Raw genomic sequence first — 19,641 nt, 5'->3', positions numbered from 1 at the left:
AAAAAACATATTAATCAAAATTTCAATTAATATCACACTTTTATATTACAACAAAAAAGTAAATCTGTAAATTATAAATTTATGCTGTATTAATATTTTTTTTCCTTTGTGTACAATAATATTACAAGTAATCTAAAGCTTAAACGGCATCTGTATCAATTCAACACATTCATTATTTCATAAAATCAACTGAAACAGCTAACGTATTCATACCGAAACTCGCACTATGACTGAAATCGTTAACTTAATATACTATTTTTCCATAAATTTGATTTATATTTTTATTTGCTGTACCTCTTTATTACATCTATTATTTTGTCGACTCCATTCCCTATTTTACTGTTGCTCATCTTATTTATATATATGTTTCTGTCTTTATAAACTTCATTTACTTTATTGACAAGCAGATTTGAATCAAGAGAATCTTCATCAAGTACCATGCTGTATCCACTTTTTTCAAATGAAGCTGCATTCAATATCTGATCACCTCTACTTGATTTTCGCGACAGCGGTATAAGTATATTTGGCTTTTTAAGTACAAGGAGTTCAAATATTGCATTCGCACCAGACCTTGATATAACAATGTCAGCAGTATTTAAGATATGCGGCATATCTTCATTCACATACTCAAATTGAACATATCCCTTCATTCCTTGAAGCTTCCTTTCTATATTTCCTCTTCCACATATGTGAATTACATTGTACTTTTCAATAAGCGGTACAACCGAATCCCTTACTATATCATTTATAAATCTTGAACCAAGACTTCCTCCAACTATTAAAAGTACAGGCTTCTCATCTGTAAAACCGCAGATTCTTCTCCCAATTATCCTGCTTCCATCTATTATTTCCTGCCTTATCGGCGTACCTGTAAGAATTCCCTTTCCGTCCTTTATCTTATGTATAGACTCAGGAAACGTAACACATATACTGCTGCAATATGGAGCAGATATTCTATTTGCAAGCCCCGGAGTCATATCTGACTCATGTGCTATAACCGGCACTTTTGCAAAATGGGCCGCAATAACAACCGGTACTGATACAAAACCACCTTTTGAAAATACTATACTCGGTTTTTCACGCTTTATTATAAAAAAAGCCTGTACAAGACCTTTTATTACCTTGAACGGGTCTGTAAAATTTTTTATATCAAAGTATCTTCTGAGTTTTCCACTGGATATTGCAAAATATTTTATTTTCTTACCTGCTATTATTTTTCTCTCGATTCCATTTTCAGTACCTATATATTCAACTTTATATCCAAGGTCCCTCAGTTTTGGAACCAGTGCAAGATTTGGAGTCACATGTCCTGCCGATCCTCCACCTGTCAATATTATTTTCTTCAAAACCTATTCCTCCACACATTAAATTGATAATCTAAAATCTTTAACTATTATCTGGACACTCTTAACCCCTCGGTAGTCATTCACAGACGGTGAAAATACCATATCCATAAAAATACTTCCTGAATTATTTGAAATGTGGTGCTTCTCTGCAATTTTCCTGAACCTTTCGCCTCCATCAAAACTCAAGGCATCCATCTTTTTGACGCTTTTCTTTAACCTGCATGAAAATTTTACGGTGTTTTTATTCTCGCCCATAAAATGCACAGCAAACACTTCTATATTCTTCTCTGCAAACACCGGTGAAGGATTTGCCTTTCCAAAGGGTTCAAGACACTTAAGCGAATTTATAAGCTCCAAGCTTATACTGTCCAGCGCAAGCCTGTGATCTATAATTATTTTAGGTACAATGTCGCAATCCTTCAAGCTGCAGTTTTTATTTAACTCAACTCTCAATTTTTCAATGTTTTCTTTTTTTATGGACATCCCAGCAGCCATTTTGTGTCCACCGAAATTTTCCATAAGACGTGAGCATTTTGTGAGCTCATAAAACATATCGTATTCATCTATGGATCTTCCCGAACCTTTTGCAAAAGCCTCTCCATCTGTAAGCACAATAGACGGTAGATTGTATTTTTCTTTGATTTTTCCAGCAACAATGCCTGCAATGCTCTCATGCATACCTTCTTTGTATGCTACAATCACCCTGTCATTTTTCATGTTTGAAGTTTCAACAGCTTTGACTATATCTTCAGTACTTTTAAGTGTCATTTCCTGCCTTAAAAGATTAAGCTCTCTCAGATGTTTTGCCATAACCTCCGCACGCTTTAAATCTTTCTCCATAAAAAGTTCAAGGGATATTTGGGCGCTTTCAAGTCTTCCCGCTGCATTTATACATGGTCCAAGCACAAAACCTACATGATAGGCCTTTATTGAACCAGGCTTGAGTGAATTTTGTTCTATAAGACACTTCATTCCTGTATTTTCAGTACTATTAATCTCATCAAGTCCAAATTTTGCAATTATCCTATTCTCGCCTACCAGGTCAACTACATCGCATATTGTTCCTATTGCCGCAAACTGCATAAGCTCATGAATAATATTATCTGTTCTGCCAAGTTTTATGTAGAGTGCCTGAATGAATTTGAAAGCTACACCGGCACCGCAGAGCATCTTGAAAGGATATTTGCAATCTTGCTGTTTTGGATTAACTACCGCATCTGCATCGGGAATTACATACTTTTTATTACAGCCTTCTTCACTGCAAAACGGTACATCATGATGATCCGTCACAATAACTTTCATTCCAAGTTCCCGGGCCTTGTCTATCTCATTTTTTGCAGATATGCCGTTGTCACAGGTCAAAATGGTTCTCACTCCGCACCCTTCAAGCTCATAAACACTTTTAACGTTCATTCCGTATCCTTCTTTTATCCTGTCGGGTATGTGGTATATGACATCTGCGCCGCAATTTAAAAGTCCCTTGTAGAGTATGTATGTACTTGTCACTCCATCGGCATCATAGTCTCCATATATCGCTATCTTGTTGCCTTTTTTTAAATCATCGGCTATTATATCAGTACCTCTGTCCATGTCTTTCATCATAAACGGATCAAACATTTTGTCAATGGAAGGATTTAAAAAATCTTTGACCTCATGTTCAGATACTATACCCCGGTTCGCAAGTATTGAAAGTACAATATCTGATACGCCATATTTTTTTAATATATTTTCATCTATTCTACGTCTTCTAAGCATCCATCTTTTCTGCAAAATCTCATCCTCCCACTTTAAATTTCCAGTACCTGCACAGATGGATTTACAAGCACTTTGTCCATTACAGAATATATTGCTTCACTATCTATCTTTTCAAGTTCTGAAACCTCATCGTATACTCTTTCAAAATTTCCATACATGAGTTCATACGTTGTAAGTTCCTTGCAAAGCTGGATCGACCTCTCAAGCAAAAGCTTTCTCTTCATTTCAATCCGCTTTGCAAAAGTTTTTATAGATACATATTCATTTAAATATTTTCTGTCCATCTTCATATTCCTTATTACGCTGTCTATTGAGTTTATCGAGCTTTCGGCATTTTGAATCGAGGTACCCATGCTTATGGAAAGCAGTTGCATCCCTCTCTCATTTTGTATACGGCTTCCTATTTCATAAGCTGCTGCATTTTTAGTTCTTACACGATCGAACAAAAGGCTGCTCGTTCCTTCACCTAGGACGCAATTTAAAATTTCAAGTGCCTTGAGCTCTGGAAGCCTTAGATTTCCCATATCGAAAATATATTGTATTTTAACTGCATCGGCATTCTTTTTTGTTTCTCTATATACTCCAGGCATATTTTTCTCACATACCTCACGGCACTTCTTATCTTCAATATTCCTCTTCAAATTTTTCCATGATCCAAAATAATGTTCGAACAATTCAACTATATTATCAAAATCCATAGAAGTTGAAAAACTCACAACACAATTTTCAGGGATGTAAAACTGTCTGTAAAAGTCCTCTATTTCAGTCAGCGTTATAGATTTTATATTATCCCTGGAACCTATTATGAGCTCTTTTATTCTCCTGTTTTTAAATGAATTCGAGAAAAGCACATCCTGACATCTCCTGTAAGGATCACCCTTCCATTCTTTAAACTCCTCAAGTATTATGTTCTTTTCGGATTTGAAATCTTTTTCCCTGAAAAGAGGGTTCAAAAGTATATCTGAATATATAGAAAGTGCACCTTTTACATCTTCCCTCATGCAGCTTCCATAATATATTGTATATGGATAGTTTGTCATTGCATTTTCAAATCCAAACAGGCCATCCATTATTCTGTTTATTTCTTCTTCACTCCTATGCCGGGTACCTTTTGATATCATATGTTCCAGTGCATGGGAGGTGCCATATGTAAAATCGGGGTACTCACAAATGGCACCTGCCCCAAAACCTATGCACATCGAAGTTATATCTCCTTCTCTATGGTTATATATAAGTTTTACACCATTTTGAAGTAAAACGGACCTCATGCTACTTTTCAAAATACCTTTCTACAAGATTCATAACCGTGGACTTTTTAACCTTTTCCACAACATCCACGCCTGAAATGTTTTCAAGTATTTTGAATGCAAAATAAATTGATGTTGCAGCACCCCTGCTGGTTATTATATTTCCATCCTGAACTACAATATCTTCACTGTAGTTCACAGCACAAAGTTCCTCCCTGAATCCAGGATTGGAAGTAACCCTGCTTTTTCCTATGATGCCGGCCCTTTTCAAAATTATAGGTGCCGCACATATTGCCGCCACTATTTTATTTTTAAAATAGAAACTCTTTACAAGTTCTATTACATCATCATTGTCTCTCAAATTTGTTGCACCTGGAAGTCCTCCTGGAAGTATCAATGCTTCATATTCATCTGGATCTATATTACTCATAACATCGTCCACAGCTATAGTTGTATTTCTCGAACTCTTCTTGTATTTTTCAGAATTCACGGAAGCAATTATGCAATTTACTCCTCCTCTTCTCAAAATATCAACAGGTGTAAGCGCTTCTATATCTTCAAAACCATTATCAATCAAAACTACTGCATTTTTCAAAATCATACCTCCCTTACAAATATATATTACACTAATTCCAGACAAATAGTAAATACCGGAGACTGTTTAAAAACAGTTCCCCGGTATTTTTCTACTTGCTCTTGACCCACCCCATGGATCTTTTTACGGCATCATGCCATCCTGAAAGTAGTTCACTTCTTCGTGCATCATCCATGTTCGGATTGAAATTTTTGGATATAGCCCAGTTCTTCGTAACATCCTGCCTGTTTTTCCAGTATCCCACTGCAATTCCTGCAAGATATGCAGCACCAAGTGCTGTAGTTTCTATTACCTTTGGCCTGTCAACCTGAACATCCAGTATATCTGATTGGAACTGCATGAGGAAATCATTTGCACATGCTCCCCCATCAACTTTAAGTGCCTTGAGCTGTATCTTCGAGTCTTCCTCCATGGCTTTTAAAACATCATAGGTCTGATATGCCAGAGATTCAACTACAGCTCTTATAAAATGCTCCTTTTTCGTACCCCTTGTAATTCCAACCATGGTACCTCTCGCATACTGGTCCCAGTATGGAGCACCAAGGCCTACAAAAGCCGGTACGAGATATACCCCACCTGTATCCTCTACCTCACTGCAGTACTTTTCAGACTCTGGAGCCGACTTGATCATTCTAAGTTCATCACGAACCCACTGTATGGCCGCTCCACCTATAAATATACTTCCTTCCAAAGCATATTCCACTTTTCCATCTATTCCAACAGCAATTGTAGTAATAAGGCCATTTTTAGACTCAACCGCCTCATCTCCTGTATTCATAAGCAGAAAACATCCTGTTCCGTAAGTATTTTTTGCCATTCCAGGTTTGAAACAAGTTTGTCCGAAGAGAGCCGCCTGTTGGTCTCCTGCATCTCCGGCAATTTTAATACTTACTCCAAACAGGGATTTGTCACTTTCTCCATACAAACAGCTCGAAGGTTTTACTTCCGGAAGCATTGATTCAGGAATTCCAAAGATATCAAGAAGATCCTTGTCCCATTTGAGGTCATGTATATTGAAAAGCATGGTTCTTGAAGCATTGGTATAATCGGTTACATGAACCTTTCCTCCAGTCAAGTTCCATATTAGCCACGTATCCACATTTCCAAATACCAAATTTCCCTTCTCCGCTTCTCTCCTTGCAGTAGGCACATTGTCTAGTATCCACTTTATCTTCGTTGCAGAAAAATAAGCGTCCAAAACAAGCCCGGTCTTTTCCTTTATTATTTTGTCCACACCTTTTTCCTTAAGTTCGTCACAATAATCCGAAGTCCTCCTGCACTGCCATACTATAGCATTATACACAGGCAGTCCTGTTCTCCTATCCCATACTATAGTTGTTTCCCTCTGGTTTGTTATTCCTATGGCCTCTATGTCCCGTGCATTTATATTTGATTTTAAAAGTGCTTCTGTTGCCACGCCAAACTGTGTAGCCCATATTTCCATCGGGTCGTGTTCAACCCAACCTCCTTCAGGAAATATCTGCTTGAACTCTCTCTGGGAAGTACTTACAGGAAGTCCTTTTTCATTAAACAATATACACCTTGAACTTGTTGTTCCCTGATCTAAAGCCATTATATACTTTGCCATTTCATATCCTCCCTATCATAACGTTTTCTATTTATACAAAACACATGCACATCACAAATTCCACAAGTTGTCATCTGTAGTTGAAACTGCAACTGCCCCTGCAGAAAGTGAATCCATTACATCCTTCTTGTTTGTTATAAGACCTCCGGCAATTATAGGAACCTTTATCTTTTTTTCCAGAGTACTTATTATTTTATTTGCCACACCCGGCATTACTTCCACCGCTGTGGGGTTTGTCTCTTTAATACTTTTGATTCCTGTTTTAAGGGACAGCGAATCTATTGCAAACATCCTTTGTATCGCATACATTCCAAGGTGATTTGCGTATTTTATGTTCGACGCTCTTGTGCTTATTATCCCGTCCGGTTTGGCAGACTCCTTTATAAACCTTACAGCAGCCTGGTCTCCTCTAAGTCCTTCTATCAAATCAATATGTGTAAACACCATTTTTCCATTTTCTCTTAATTTTTCACATATACTTCTTATCCCAAGTATGTCTCCATATAGTACAAATACTATGCCTGCACTGCTTGAAAGAGATTTTTCAAGGTCCTCTGAATTTCTTATAGCAGCTATAACTGGATTTTCTATTAATATTTCTTTAAGTTTAATACTCAAAATCATATACCTCTTTTTTTAGATTGTTTTTAGCTCCGTTATCTAATAATAACATTATAATCCTCTGTAATTCAAGCTATACAAGTTACAAATAAACCGGATTAAAATATGAGCGCAAAAAATGCTGCCCCTACAATTCCTCCAAGTATCGGTCCTAAAACTGGAACCCATGAATATGACCAGTCTGAACTCCCTTTTCCTGCAATAGGAAGTATTGCATGTGCAATTCTAGGTCCAAGGTCTCTTGCAGGATTCATTGCATACCCTGTAGGTCCACCAAGTGAAAGACCAATTGACCATATGATCGTGGTTACAAAGAAGGTTCCAAATCCTGCTGCCGCATGTTGAGTTCCTACTCCAAGAATTAAAAATACAAGAAGCGCAGTTACCAAAAACTCTGTAAGGAAGTTCAGCGGCAGCTTTCTTATAGCCGGTGCCGTACAGAATACTCCAAGTTTTGCCTCCTTATCATCTGTTTGCTCCCAATGTGGAAAATACGTTATCCATACAAGCACTGCTCCAACTATTCCCCCAAGCATCTGTGCAATGACATACCCAGCTACTTCATCTGCAGGGAACTTCCCTATAGCGGCAAGTCCTATTGTAAGTGCCGGATTAAAATGCGCACCACTTATATTTCCAAATATAAACGCTGGTATTCCAACTGCAAATGCCCAGCCTGTGGCTATTACCATCCATCCGCCGTTCTGACCCTTTGTCTTTGCGAGAGTGCAGTTTGCACATACACCATCCCCAAGATATATAAGAATCATAGTTCCAACAAACTCTGCAATTAATTTTGTCATGACCTTCCTCCTAGTTATTATTTATACCTTCAAGGCAGAAAATACAATCAATTACGCAGAATACATTTTTACAATACTCCACGCAACAAAAAGACCACCTCCTAAACAAGACTAACTCGCGTCCATTAAAAAGTGGTTTTCTAGTTATCTATCTTTTGTCAACTACATTATAATATAGAATACATAATATTTCAATTGCCTTTTTTTGGAATAACCTTTTCTACTTTGTTTTTCACATCAAGTATGTTTCTCCCTCTTCCTCCTCTGTTCTGAGGTTTTATATCCGAAAGTTCCATACTTATATTTTTTCCATCCTCGCATTTTAATTCAAATACGGTCTTTTCCTCCGTGGATACAATATCTGCATAAACTACACTATCGTCATCTTTTCTATTTATTCCAACCGTACCACAGCTTATCTTGCCTGTACAGTTTACATTTCGATCCATAAATCTTATGCACATACCATTTTCAGTAAATATAACTATATCTCCCTTGTCTTCCTGAAAATATTTTACTTTTAAAAGTACATCATCCTCGTCTTTAAATTTATATGCAGTTTCCATCATTTTATTTTCCTCAAACATGGAAAGCTTTGTTTTTTTAATCATTCCATGTTTTGTGAAGAAATAAAATGAACCGCATCTAAAATCCTTTATAGAAACAATGTACAGTATGTCATTTCTTCCATGTATTCCAAAAATCGATTCTATACTTACTCCATCTTCAGCATTTTCAAGCATAAATGATTGGATTGAAAAAACAGTACCGTCCTTTGTAAATACATATAATCTGGAGCACGAATCAGTTGCTGCACTGTAAAGACTCTTTCTCGCACTTTTAACTGATTTTAAAATTCCTTGCCTGTCTATGACTATATAAAACTTTTTTATTTCTCTATTTTGAGCAGGTTCCATCTTCAAAACACAATCTCCCTTGAGAAGTTCGAAAATTTTTCTGCTAACTATGTTTCTGTCCTGAATCCCCACATCTTTTGCAGGAACTATAAATTCAAGTCCGCATTTTGTTGAAACATGAAAATATCTTTGAATGCTATTTTTATCGATTAATTTCACATATACAAGTTTTTCTCCATTTTTCAACTTGAGAGCAGCAAGCTTGGAATAACTTGTGTCGAACTTGGAAACAGGCGTCTTTTTAATTCCGCCTTCACTTGTAGTCATCAAAATATTGTAATCATATTTTTCCCGGTTCAAGTCAAGGACAGCAACCAGTTTCTCCCTTGAAAGGCTGCAGCCTTTTACAATATTGTCAAGTCTTTCACCTTTGTCCCTCCACTTGAGTTCTGGAAGATCGGAACCTTTCAATTTATACATATTCCCATCATCGGTAAAAAACATGATTGTATTTTGCGTATTTGAATTCAGAAGCCACCTTATGAAATCTTCATCTCTGTATTCTATTTCATCTGTGTTTTTACTTGAACGATTATAGTTTTTAAGTGGAATTCTCTTTATAAAGCCATCATTTGATACCGTAATCACTATATCCTCACTCAATATAAAATCGTCCACCTGTATGTCAGCTCTGCTGTCATCTTCTATAATTGAAGTTCTCCTGCTGTCACCATACTTGTCTTTTATTTCCTTCAATTCTTTTTTTATTACTTTAAACTGCTGTGTATCACTTGAAAGCACAAGTTCCATCCTGCTTATAATCTTTTCAAGCTTATCATGCTCCTTTTCAAACTGTACAACCTCGAGCCCTGTAAGCCTGTAGAGCATCAATTCAAGAATTGCATCTGCCTGAGGCTTTGTGAATCCAAAATTCTCAACTATATTCTTACAGGCATCTTTCCTTGATTTTGACGACCTTATGGTCTTTATTATTTGATCCATTATTCCAATGGCTTTTATAAATCCCTCAACTATATGGAATCTATCTTTTGCAGTTTTAAGTTCCTTTCTTACTCTTCTTACCAAAACTTCCTTTTGGTACTCGATAAAGTAACTCAGGATTTTCTTCAATGAAAGGGTAACGGGTTTTCCTTTTGCAAGTGCTACCATATTGAAGGAAAGACCACATTGAAGATCAGTCTTCTTGAAAAGATATTTAAGTACCTTGTCTGCATGTTTTTCATCTATGGACTTTTTAAATTCAATTACAGCACGTATTCCCCTTCTGTCGGATTCATCGCGTATATCATATATTGAATCAAGAATTTTGGAGTGCTTTTTATCTGCAGTCATGTTGGAAATCGTTTGGAGGAGCCTTGCTTTACTTCTCCTATATGGAAACTCGCTTATTACAATTGCATATCTCCCGCTTTCAAGCTTTTCTATCTTTGTTCTCGCTCTAAGTGTTACACGCCCCTCTCCAGTACTGTAAGCCGCCTCAAGCGATTTTTTTCCTATTATTATCCCACCTGTAGGCAAATCAGGACCTTTTATGTATTTTATGAGTCCGCTGGTATCGAGCTGCGGGTTATCTATAAGTGCCACACAAGCATCTATAACCTCGCATAAATTGTGTGGAGGTATGTTTGTTGCAAGTCCTACTGCTATTCCAAAGGCTCCATTCACAAGAAGATTAGGGTATCTTACAGGGAGAACTTCAGGTTCTTTTTCAGAACCTGAATAATTGTCCAGCATATCTACAACATCATCTTCCATGTGCTCTATCATCTCCATGGCTATCGGAGTAAGCCTCGCCTCAGTGTAACGCATGGCAGCAGCACTGTCACCGTCCTGGCTTCCCCAGTTTCCATGTCCGTCTATAAGTGGCATTCTCGTTGTAAAGTCCTGTGCAAGTATTACCATTGCATCATAAACAGAAGAATCTCCATGGGGATGATACTTGCCTAAAATGTCACCGACTATTCTTGCCGATTTATAGTAAGGTCTGTCTGGAAAAGCCTTAAGCATATATGCACCGTATATTATCCTCCTGTGAACCGGCTTTAATCCATCACGTACATCCGGAAGAGCCCTGTCTTTTGCAACCTCTACGGCATAGGGAAGATAATTATCCGGCATTGCCTCTTCTATAGGAAGCTTTATTATATTATTGTCTTTTGGAATTATCGCTTTTTTGACCAAATTAAATCATTCCTTTTGTAAATTTAAAATTGAGCATATTTGTACATGTATTTTTTTCGTGGAGCCACAACATCGCCCATTAGAAGCGATACCATCTTTTCCGCCTTTGCCGCATCTTCTATTGTTATCTGTTGAAGAGTCCTAGTTTCCGGATTCAAAGTAGTTTCCCACAGCTGATCTGGATTCATCTCGCCAAGCCCCTTGTACCTCTGGATAAGCGCGCCTTTGCCTACTTCCTTTTTGGCATTGGCAAGCTGTGCATCACTGTAGGCATATTTTATACTGTTCTTTGTTTTTGTATTCTTATAGACTTTGTAAAGAGGGGGCAGTGCTATAAAAAGATGCCCGTTTGAAATAAGCTTTCTCATATACTTATATATATACGTCATCCAAAGCGTACGGATATGGTATCCGTCAACGTCCGCATCACTCATTATTATTATCTTTCCATACTTGAGATCTTTTTCATTGTAATTTTCCAGAACTCCAGTTCCTATTGCACTATTAAATATCTTGAGCTCCTCACTTCCAAGGACATTTTCAAGATTCTGCTTTTCAGTATTCATTATTTTTCCCTTTGACGGCATTATAGTTTGAAATCTTCTGTCCCTCGCCTGTTTGGCTGAACCACCTGCTGAATCACCTTCCACTACTATAAATTCACAGCTTGAAGGGTCTCTCATAGTACATACTGCGATTTTACCCGCCAGAGGTGCCGCACCACGTCCGACCTTCTTTTTTTCAGCTTCATTTATCCTTTTTATTTTTTCCCTTCTTGATGCAGATTCCAGTGCATTTTTTATTATTACACTGGCCATATCCCTGTTGTCCTCTATCCATTCACAGAGCTTTGTATAGCAAAGGTCGTTCATCATGGTGTACGCTTCTGTATTTCCAAGCTTGGTCTTGGTCTGTCCCTCAAATATAGGCTCAGTGATTTTTATTTTTACTATTGCGGTCATTCCCTCCCTCAAGTCATCACCTTCAAACTCTCCATCCTTGAAAAGATTGAATCTTTTTCCACAGTCCTTGAAAGCTCTAGTCATTCCTGTTTTGAATCCACTCTCATGTGTCCCCGCTTCAGTTGTAGGTATATTGTTCACATAACTTGATATATGATATGTAGTTGAATTCGTAAATTGAATACATACCTCGCCTTCCATACTTATACCACTAACTTTTCTTTCTCCGGAAAAAAATATCGGTTCCTTGTTTAGAGGCGTTTTGCTTTCGTTTAGATATTCTATAAAATCAAGAAGTCCCCTGTCTGAATGATATTGCTTTTGAACTGGTTCTTCATGCCTCATATCCAGAAGCTTCAATGTTATTCCCTTGTTTTGAAACGCAAGTTCCTTCATTCTCTCGTCTATTATATCAAATTTAAAATTTACAGTCGAAAATACACTGTCATCCGGCATAAAACTAACCTTTGTGCCTGTGGATTTAGAACCTCCAACAACTTCAAGTTCTGTCACCGGAGTTCCCGGCATGTTTTTTCCGGCAGCTCTATCATAGGCATATTCAAAACGCTGTCTATATATATTTCCGTTTTGCCTTACTTCAACCTCCATCCACTTTGAAAGAGCATTTACAACAGCTGCTCCAACACCATGAAGTCCTCCGGATGTCTTATATACATTATTATTAAATTTTCCTCCGGTGTGAAGTTCTGTAAATACCATTTCAACTCCTGTCTTTTTCTTTACAGGATGAACTCCTGTTGGAACACCTCTCCCATTATCTTCAACAGTTACACTTCCATCCTCGTTAATGATGACCGATGCACTGTCTCCGTATCCATTTGAAATTTCATCTATGGAGTTGTCTAAAATTTCCCATATGCAGTGGTGAAGTCCCCGGCTTCCCGTAGAACCTATATACATGCCGGGCCTTACTCTTATTGGTTCAAGCTTTTCAAGAGAAGTTAGAGAATTTACATCGTAAACTCCACTTTTTGCATCTTTGCATGCCATATTCTTCCTACCCCCATATAATTATTTTTACACGATTCCATTTATCAAAAAAACCTTCTACTCTTATTAGAAGGCACACTTTATTGAAAACACAATCTTCAAAAATATTATATATATAGAAAACAAATTATGCAAATTATATTAAAAATATGCTCCAATTGAAAGCAAGTATTCAATTGGATTTTTATATTTCACTCTGTATAGTTATAATCACTATCCATATCAAGTCTTTTTAAAATCAAGCTTATGTATTTTTTACCGGAGCGCCTCCCATTTAATATATCAGTCAAATAATTCTCACTTACACCTATATCGTTAGACAATTCCCTTTGAGTCATATTCAAATCTATAAGTCTCTTTTTTACCTCAATTCCAAACATGGTAGTGTTTTTACTTTTTATAATGTTCTCCCCCTAACTTGAAAGTTAACAACATAAAATATCAATTCGTTAGTTTTTACTCTGACAATAATTAATTATTTATATCTTAAATTAGAAGTGTGCTAAAATTATCATATATTGTTATATCTTAGTGTAATTATAATACTGAAATCAGTAATTGTAAAGTTACAGTATTCCTGCCCTTGTTTCTTTGACAAACATACATATATACTTAATATTTAAGATTGCAATATAAAATTAACCAGACAGGAGGTGTATTTATGTCCACTATTGGTGAAAGACTGGAATTTACACTCAAATATTTCAATATTACGAAAAAAGATTTTGCTTTATCTATAAAATATTCTCCAGGTAATATAACTGATTGGATAAAAGGGCGGTACAAGCCTTCCAGCAGAGCTCTTATAAACATAGAAAAAAAGTATAACATTTCCCAAAAATGGCTCATAGAAGGTACCGGGAAGATGTTTATCAATAATACCGATGCAAAAAAAAAGATTGATATAGAACTTACATCAGATGAAGTGCTGCTCATACAGACATACAGAAAACTAGACAGAAAAAGCAAAAAAAAGATTGAAGGCTTTTCACAGTATCTCGCGAAAGCCCTGAATTCAAAAGAGAACATCACCTAAATTTTACCCTCTTTGATGTATTTTCGTATCTTTTTTTAAATAAAATTACCTGCATACTCAATTTCAGCAGGTAATTTTTTTTATTTTATTTTTGAAGATGCTGCAGCTATTTTAAAAAGTGAAACAAGAAGTTCCCTTTCACAATCAGGTACATCTTCAAATCCCTGAAGAAGCACGAGATACCTGCCATCAAGCTCAATTTTTTCCTGAGGAATGAAAGATTCTTCTCCATATCCTGTGACATATTCAATCCTTTTTGTAAACCTTTCACAAAAATTAACCTGTCTGCCATTGTAAAAATCCGATGTATTTTTACACAACACTTCAAACAATTTTTTTATATCTTCCGACCCGATTACTTCCTTCAAAGATGCCCGTAAAAATTCTTTAAATCTCATATCACTCATAACAAACCTCTTTTATATATATATATCCCTTTTTCCTTCTATTATCGACTGAAGTTTTTTCCTTATTATCTCCTGCTTTGGCTTGTCAAACTTATTTATAGTGGATTCAATAACTTCATTTCCTGCTTTTCTAGTCTCTTCTGAAGCATAATCGAGAAGGTATTCTTTAAAAGTAAATATGGCATTTGGAATACAATAATTATGAATAAGTCCTTTTTTTGTTATACTCATAAAATGTGAACCGGTTCTTCCGCACCTGTAATCAGCCGTGCAAAAAGAAGGTATACATCCATGCTTGCAAACATCCCTTATTGCCTGGTCAAGACTTCTCATATCACCAAGTTCGAACTGTTCCTTGTCAGGCATAAGTCCACTTTCATATTCAGCATATCCACCTATTCCTATCCTTGAACCGGCATCAATTTGTGAAACTCCAACTGGAAGAACCTCTTCCCTTACTTTTTCACTTTCACGGGCTGTAAGTATCATTCCCGTATATGGAACTGAAAGCCTCAAAATTGCAACAAGCTTTTTGAAATCTTCATCTGAAACCTTGTATTTAGGATTCAGGGTAAATGGAACGTCGAGGGCATTTTCTATTCTTGGAAAAGATATAGTATGTGGTCCTACTCCATCAAACATTTTTTCAAAATGAATAGTATGGTACAAGAGCCCCATAACTTCAAATCTCCAATCATAGAGCCCGAAAAGTGCCCCTATTCCAAGATCATCAATGCCAGCTTCCATTGCCCTGTCAAGACCATAAAGTCTCCAATCGTAATTAGATTTTACATCACCGTGAGGATGAAGTTTACTATAAGTTTCATGATGATATGTTTCTTGGAATATCTGAAAAGTTCCTATTCCCGCTTCATGAAGTTTTCTATATCCCTCAACATCCATAGGTGCTGCATTTATATTGACCCTTCTAATTTCTCCTCTCCCAACTTTCGTCTCATACACCTTTTTTATTGTACTGGCTATAAAATCGGCATCATACACATCATGCTCGCCATATACAAGTATCAGCCTTTTATGTCCGGCTTTCTCAAGTATTTTAACTTCCTTTTGGAGTTCATCCATCGTAAGTGTCTTTCTTTCTATAGAACCATTGTCTCTTCTGAATCCACAGTAAAGACAATTGTTTATGCATTTGTTTCCTATATAAAGAGGTGCGAAAAACACTATTCTGTTCCCATATATCTCTTCTTTTATTTCTCTTGCAAGAGAGAACATTTCTTCAATCAAATCCTTGTCCTGAAGTTGGATTAGTTTTGCTGTTTCCGATGGTTCAAGCCTTACCTTTGACCTGGCCTTATCAAATATTTCCATTATTTCAGCCCTGTCTGGATTTTTTGCTGCATTAAGCTGCTCCCATATCTTGTCATCATCGATAAAATCTTTAAAATTAGGATCCAAATACTTTTTGTCTATTTTCATAACTTCCTCCTGATAATAAAAAATTAAACTCTCTACACAGCTGAAAGTTTAATCGATTTATGTAAAACAAGTACAATAATGGGCATTTTATATGCTAAATATATAACAAGTGGTTTTATCCTACTTATATCCATTAAAGTTCTTTTTTACCACAGATATACTCTATCAGCATTTTGCTCAGAATATTCTTCACAATCCGGTGTAGATGCTTTTATGTTTTCTTTAGCAACAGAAAAACTATTGCTAAAGATTACTTATATTGTATACTTATATTAAACTTGTTGTCAACGATAAAATCTTTAATCTCACAATTTATTGATAATAATTTAACATTGGAAGAACATTTATTACAGGTACCTCGTAGGGATGAACTTCCCTTATTACATCTACTGCAATTTTTGCAAGTTGACTTCTGCAGCAAAATTCAACTTTGCACTCTTCCTCACAACTTAACTTTCCGACTTGACCATCAAATGGATTCGCACCGGAAAGTGGCCTCCAGTATCCCTGAACTTTTGACACAGACATGCAGTTGTCATAATTGCCTCCTATCGTAAGTACTCCTTCAGTATTAAGCCTTTCCCTTAGTCTATCAACATACTCCTCCGGTATAAAAGTCTCTATCTTACAGTTCTCAAAATTCAAAATATACATCTCCTCTCAAGTATATTATAATGAAAAAGATGATTTCATGTATAATTACACGAATCATCTCTTTTAGCATTTTATTTTTTTAAAACAATCCAGAAAAGAAACTTTTTATTGCTGATACAATACTTGCAAAAAATCCTTTGGTTTCATCGCTTGACAAAACGCCTTTAAGATTATCAGCAACACCACCAAGCTGATTTTTTATATCGCCAAATTTTAAATCAAGTCCATTTATCTTATTCATAAGTGAAGTTATTTTGTCAATATCATCTGAACTTAAATTTATGTTGTAGTTGTTAACTACATTTTGAACTATGTCTCTTATTCCATCTTCTGTCTTTGGCTTGTCCTTTACAACTTGAGTCTTTATATCGTTTATAAGACCGGCTGCCTTGTCTTTTCCTATCTTATCTCCAATTTCACCTGTAGTCATAAGCTCATCATTTGCAACTTTCTTCTTGTTTTCATCAATTTTACTTCCTGCACTACTATTTTCATAACCTTTGAGTATTCCGGTAAGCGCGGCGGTGCCTGATACCTTAAATGGCGCTGCTGCCTTTACATTGGCATTCTTCACCCCTGCCGTAATAAGTGCATTTTCTATCATACTGCTGCTTACCCATGATATATTGTTTGTAGTTACATTCAATCCACCATTTGTTGTAGGCTCAACATAAGCGCATGATATGGACTTCGTACCAATTTCATCGCTGGTTGCAATATCACTCAGATACTTCTTTTCTTCATCAATATGCACCTCTATAATATCCGCATCCTGCCTGTCAACTCCAAAATATTCAAGCATACTATTTTTTTGTTTTTCAGTAAGATCTCCTCCAAGAGTAACAACCTTGTATGAATCAGCCAAAACCTTATTACCGGAAAATAAAACTACTGAAGACAAAATCATGAAAATAACAAGCAACTTATCTGCAATTCCTTTTAATTTCATCTCTAAAACTCCTCTTTATCCAGATTGAATTTTAATCACATGCTTAATTATAATTTAGAAGCACTTCAAAATCAAATACCTTAAATGGTGAATTTTTGAACAAGTTCCTTGAGTGCCTGTGAAAGTTTAAGCTGATCACCTGCCGTAGAGCCCATTTGTGATATTGAATTTGATGTTTCTTTCATATTGTTATCTATTATTTCCATATTTTCACTTGATTTCTGCATGTTTTCAGATACATTATCAACAGCCTGAGTCACCTGTTCAACTGTAGCACTTAATTCTTCTGACATTGAAGCTATTTCTTCCGACATCTTGCTTACAAAATCTGAATCCTTGAAATACTCGTTTCCTATATTTTCAAAGTATCTCAATCCCGGTATAACCTCTTCATTTATAAAGTTCAATATATCCATACTATTTTCAGTATTTACTTTAAATACACCCTGGGCATCTGAAATCTTGCTTTTTATTTCACCCACGGAATCCTTTGATTGCTCAGCAAGTTTTCTTATCTCCTCGGACACAACTCTGAATCCTTTTCCGTTTTCTCCTGCTCTTTCAGCTTCTATCGCAGCATTAAGTGCAAGCAAATTGGTCTGTTCAGCTATATTCGATATGGTATCTGCTATGTCTGATATGTTGTCCATGGTTTTTGTTTTTGTAATTGTATCCTTTATTTTTCTCTCTTTTTCACCATACATGTCTTCTATATTTTTAACATGTTCCTTACTCTTGTCCTGCATTTCCAGGGATCTTTTTCTCAATTTTTCTGCACTTGTACTTCCATCCATTGATCTCTGCGACAATTCATTTACACTTGCATTAACTTCCTGCATGGATGCATTAACTTCCTCCGATGCCGCACTCGTTTCCTGAATTCCTGAAGATACAGACTTTACAGCACTGTCAACTTTCTGATATTTTACTGAAATGTTGTCTGATAGTTGTGAAATTCCCATACTTGCTTCATTTATATGTCCTGAATTATTTCGTATCTTCCTGACAAGTTCCAGCAGTTCCTTATGCATCATTTCAAATGACCTCGACAGTTTTCCTATCTCATCATTGTATACCAGAAGCTGTTTATAGTCCTTCTCGTCATACTCGAGATTAAAGTGTGATATCCTGTCCGCTATTTTTGAAAGTGCAAGTATAGGTCTGCCTATTTTATTTCCCATATATACAGATACATATATTACTATAGCAAGAACAGCAAGTATTAAAATTATAAGTATTATAAACAAACTCTTTAGAGGCTTCATGATTTCCGATACTGGAACTGAAAATCCAATTGTCCACCCTGTACTTGGTATTTTTGCCGATGCAAAGTACTTCTCTTCTCCATCATAATCCTTTAGTTTAAAAAGTTTATCGTTAAATATTCTGGAAAGTTTTCCATCCATAACAGACTTTACTTTTTTAGGTCCGTTTTTTGAAGGCTGAAAAGCTTTATTTTTATGTACTATAAATGATCCCGACCCATCAATTAGAAAGCCATAGCTTCCCTTCATCGTCCTTTCATTCTGTACTGTGTTTGTTATAACTCCCATATCTATATCGTAACCAACAACTCCTACAATTTTATTGTTTACTTTAACAGGTGCAGACACTGTAACTATAGTTTTTTTAGTACTTGCATCTACATATGGGTTTGTATAAACAATTTTTCCTTTTTTAACAGCATTATCATACCAATCTCTTTTTGTAACATCATATCCTGCAGGCGGAACCCATCCTGCTCCGTCTATCAATTTCTTATCCATCGTTCCAAAGTATACATCCTGTACATCCAAGCTTGACTTCAGCTTTTTCTTAAGATACGACGTAAGTTTACTTTTATCAGAAGGATTTATACTTTCTACAGAACTTGCAATTTCTCCAACTATTTTTCCTTTTCCATCCAACCAACTGTTTATTTTTTCAGAATAACTGCTCACAGATGCCTTCATTGTATTTTCCGCTTCAGCTGTAACTGTAATATATACTCTTTGGAAAGATACTGCCGATACGACAAGAAGGCTTATAATACATGTCAACATCACTGTAACGGTTATTTTTGTCTTGATACTTTTCATACATGTCTCTCCTCTCTATTAACACATTATAATAGTATAAGATGTAAAAATAAATACTAAAATGTATAAATACCACGTTTTTATTTTATA

At 36.0% G+C, this 19,641-nt stretch carries 16 protein-coding genes; 1 reads left to right on the top strand and 15 read right to left on the bottom strand.

The annotated features are described in order from the left end of the window. Window positions 1-281: 281 nt before the first annotated feature. The 10 genes from murG to AC4CVH_RS00755 all read right to left on the bottom strand — a co-directional run bounded on the left by murG (window position 282) and on the right by AC4CVH_RS00755 (window position 13,367). Complete coding sequence (murG, locus tag AC4CVH_RS00800) at window positions 282-1,346, bottom strand: undecaprenyldiphospho-muramoylpentapeptide beta-N-acetylglucosaminyltransferase (protein WP_490785810.1); 1,065 nt, start codon at window positions 1,344-1,346, stop codon at window positions 282-284. Between the two features lie 18 nt (window positions 1,347-1,364). Continuing rightward, on the bottom strand, window positions 1,365-3,116 hold the full coding sequence (gene recJ / locus AC4CVH_RS00795; RefSeq protein WP_490785809.1) for a single-stranded-DNA-specific exonuclease RecJ: 1,752 nt from the start codon (window positions 3,114-3,116) through the stop codon (window positions 1,365-1,367). 17 nt (window positions 3,117-3,133) lie between these two features. Further along, window positions 3,134-4,381, bottom strand: a complete 1,248-nt coding sequence (locus tag AC4CVH_RS00790; protein ID WP_490785808.1) for a M16 family metallopeptidase — start codon at window positions 4,379-4,381, stop codon at window positions 3,134-3,136. Beyond that, window positions 4,371-4,943: a DJ-1 family glyoxalase III gene (locus AC4CVH_RS00785; protein WP_490785807.1), complete on the bottom strand. Its 573-nt coding sequence runs from the start codon at window positions 4,941-4,943 to the stop codon at window positions 4,371-4,373. The genes AC4CVH_RS00790 and AC4CVH_RS00785 overlap by 11 nt, the downstream gene beginning before the upstream one ends. 91 nt (window positions 4,944-5,034) lie before the next feature. Next, window positions 5,035-6,531: a glycerol kinase GlpK gene (glpK, locus tag AC4CVH_RS00780; RefSeq protein WP_490785806.1), complete on the bottom strand. Its 1,497-nt coding sequence runs from the start codon at window positions 6,529-6,531 to the stop codon at window positions 5,035-5,037. A gap of 51 nt (window positions 6,532-6,582) precedes the next feature. Further along, on the bottom strand, window positions 6,583-7,143 hold the full coding sequence (locus AC4CVH_RS00775) for a glycerol-3-phosphate responsive antiterminator (protein ID WP_490786297.1): 561 nt from the start codon (window positions 7,141-7,143) through the stop codon (window positions 6,583-6,585). Window positions 7,144-7,250: 107 nt separating this feature from the next. Then, window positions 7,251-7,955, bottom strand: coding sequence for an MIP/aquaporin family protein (locus AC4CVH_RS00770; protein WP_490785805.1), 705 nt, complete (start codon window positions 7,953-7,955; stop codon window positions 7,251-7,253). 191 nt (window positions 7,956-8,146) lie between these two features. Then, on the bottom strand, window positions 8,147-11,014 hold the full coding sequence (locus AC4CVH_RS00765; protein ID WP_490785804.1) for a DNA topoisomerase IV subunit A: 2,868 nt from the start codon (window positions 11,012-11,014) through the stop codon (window positions 8,147-8,149). A 23-nt stretch (window positions 11,015-11,037) separates the two neighbouring features. Next, window positions 11,038-12,987, bottom strand: a complete 1,950-nt coding sequence (locus tag AC4CVH_RS00760; RefSeq protein WP_490785803.1) for a DNA gyrase/topoisomerase IV subunit B — start codon at window positions 12,985-12,987, stop codon at window positions 11,038-11,040. 191 nt (window positions 12,988-13,178) lie between these two features. Next, window positions 13,179-13,367: a helix-turn-helix domain-containing protein gene (locus tag AC4CVH_RS00755; protein ID WP_490785802.1), complete on the bottom strand. Its 189-nt coding sequence runs from the start codon at window positions 13,365-13,367 to the stop codon at window positions 13,179-13,181. Window positions 13,368-13,648: 281 nt separating this feature from the next. On the opposite strand from AC4CVH_RS00755, the gene AC4CVH_RS00750 reads away from it, so the two are divergent. Beyond that, on the top strand, window positions 13,649-14,023 hold the full coding sequence (locus AC4CVH_RS00750) for a helix-turn-helix domain-containing protein (RefSeq protein ID WP_490785801.1): 375 nt from the start codon (window positions 13,649-13,651) through the stop codon (window positions 14,021-14,023). 80 nt (window positions 14,024-14,103) lie between these two features. Here the strand turns inward: AC4CVH_RS00750 and AC4CVH_RS00745 are convergent, their stop codons facing one another. The 5 genes from AC4CVH_RS00745 to AC4CVH_RS00725 form a co-directional block, all read right to left on the bottom strand. Further along, a complete protein-coding gene (locus AC4CVH_RS00745; RefSeq protein WP_490785800.1) occupies window positions 14,104-14,430 on the bottom strand; it encodes a hypothetical protein in 327 nt (108 codons plus the stop codon). Window positions 14,431-14,442: 12 nt separating this feature from the next. Beyond that, window positions 14,443-15,870, bottom strand: a complete 1,428-nt coding sequence (hydG, locus tag AC4CVH_RS00740; RefSeq protein ID WP_490785799.1) for a [FeFe] hydrogenase H-cluster radical SAM maturase HydG — start codon at window positions 15,868-15,870, stop codon at window positions 14,443-14,445. Between the two features lie 312 nt (window positions 15,871-16,182). Then, entirely contained in the window at window positions 16,183-16,515 is a 333-nt protein-coding gene (locus tag AC4CVH_RS00735) for a cytochrome C biogenesis protein (protein ID WP_490785798.1), read from the bottom strand. Between the two features lie 88 nt (window positions 16,516-16,603). Beyond that, window positions 16,604-17,473 (bottom strand): DUF1002 domain-containing protein, encoded by an 870-nt coding sequence (locus tag AC4CVH_RS00730; protein WP_490785797.1) that lies wholly within the window; start codon window positions 17,471-17,473, stop codon window positions 16,604-16,606. A gap of 80 nt (window positions 17,474-17,553) precedes the next feature. Next, window positions 17,554-19,551: a methyl-accepting chemotaxis protein gene (locus tag AC4CVH_RS00725; RefSeq protein WP_490785796.1), complete on the bottom strand. Its 1,998-nt coding sequence runs from the start codon at window positions 19,549-19,551 to the stop codon at window positions 17,554-17,556. Window positions 19,552-19,641: the final 90 nt, after the last annotated feature.

This window comes from Clostridium pabulibutyricum (assembly GCF_058242705.1).
The sequence above is the reverse complement of the archived record's forward strand: the minus strand, read 5'-3'. Positions and strand labels throughout refer to the sequence as shown.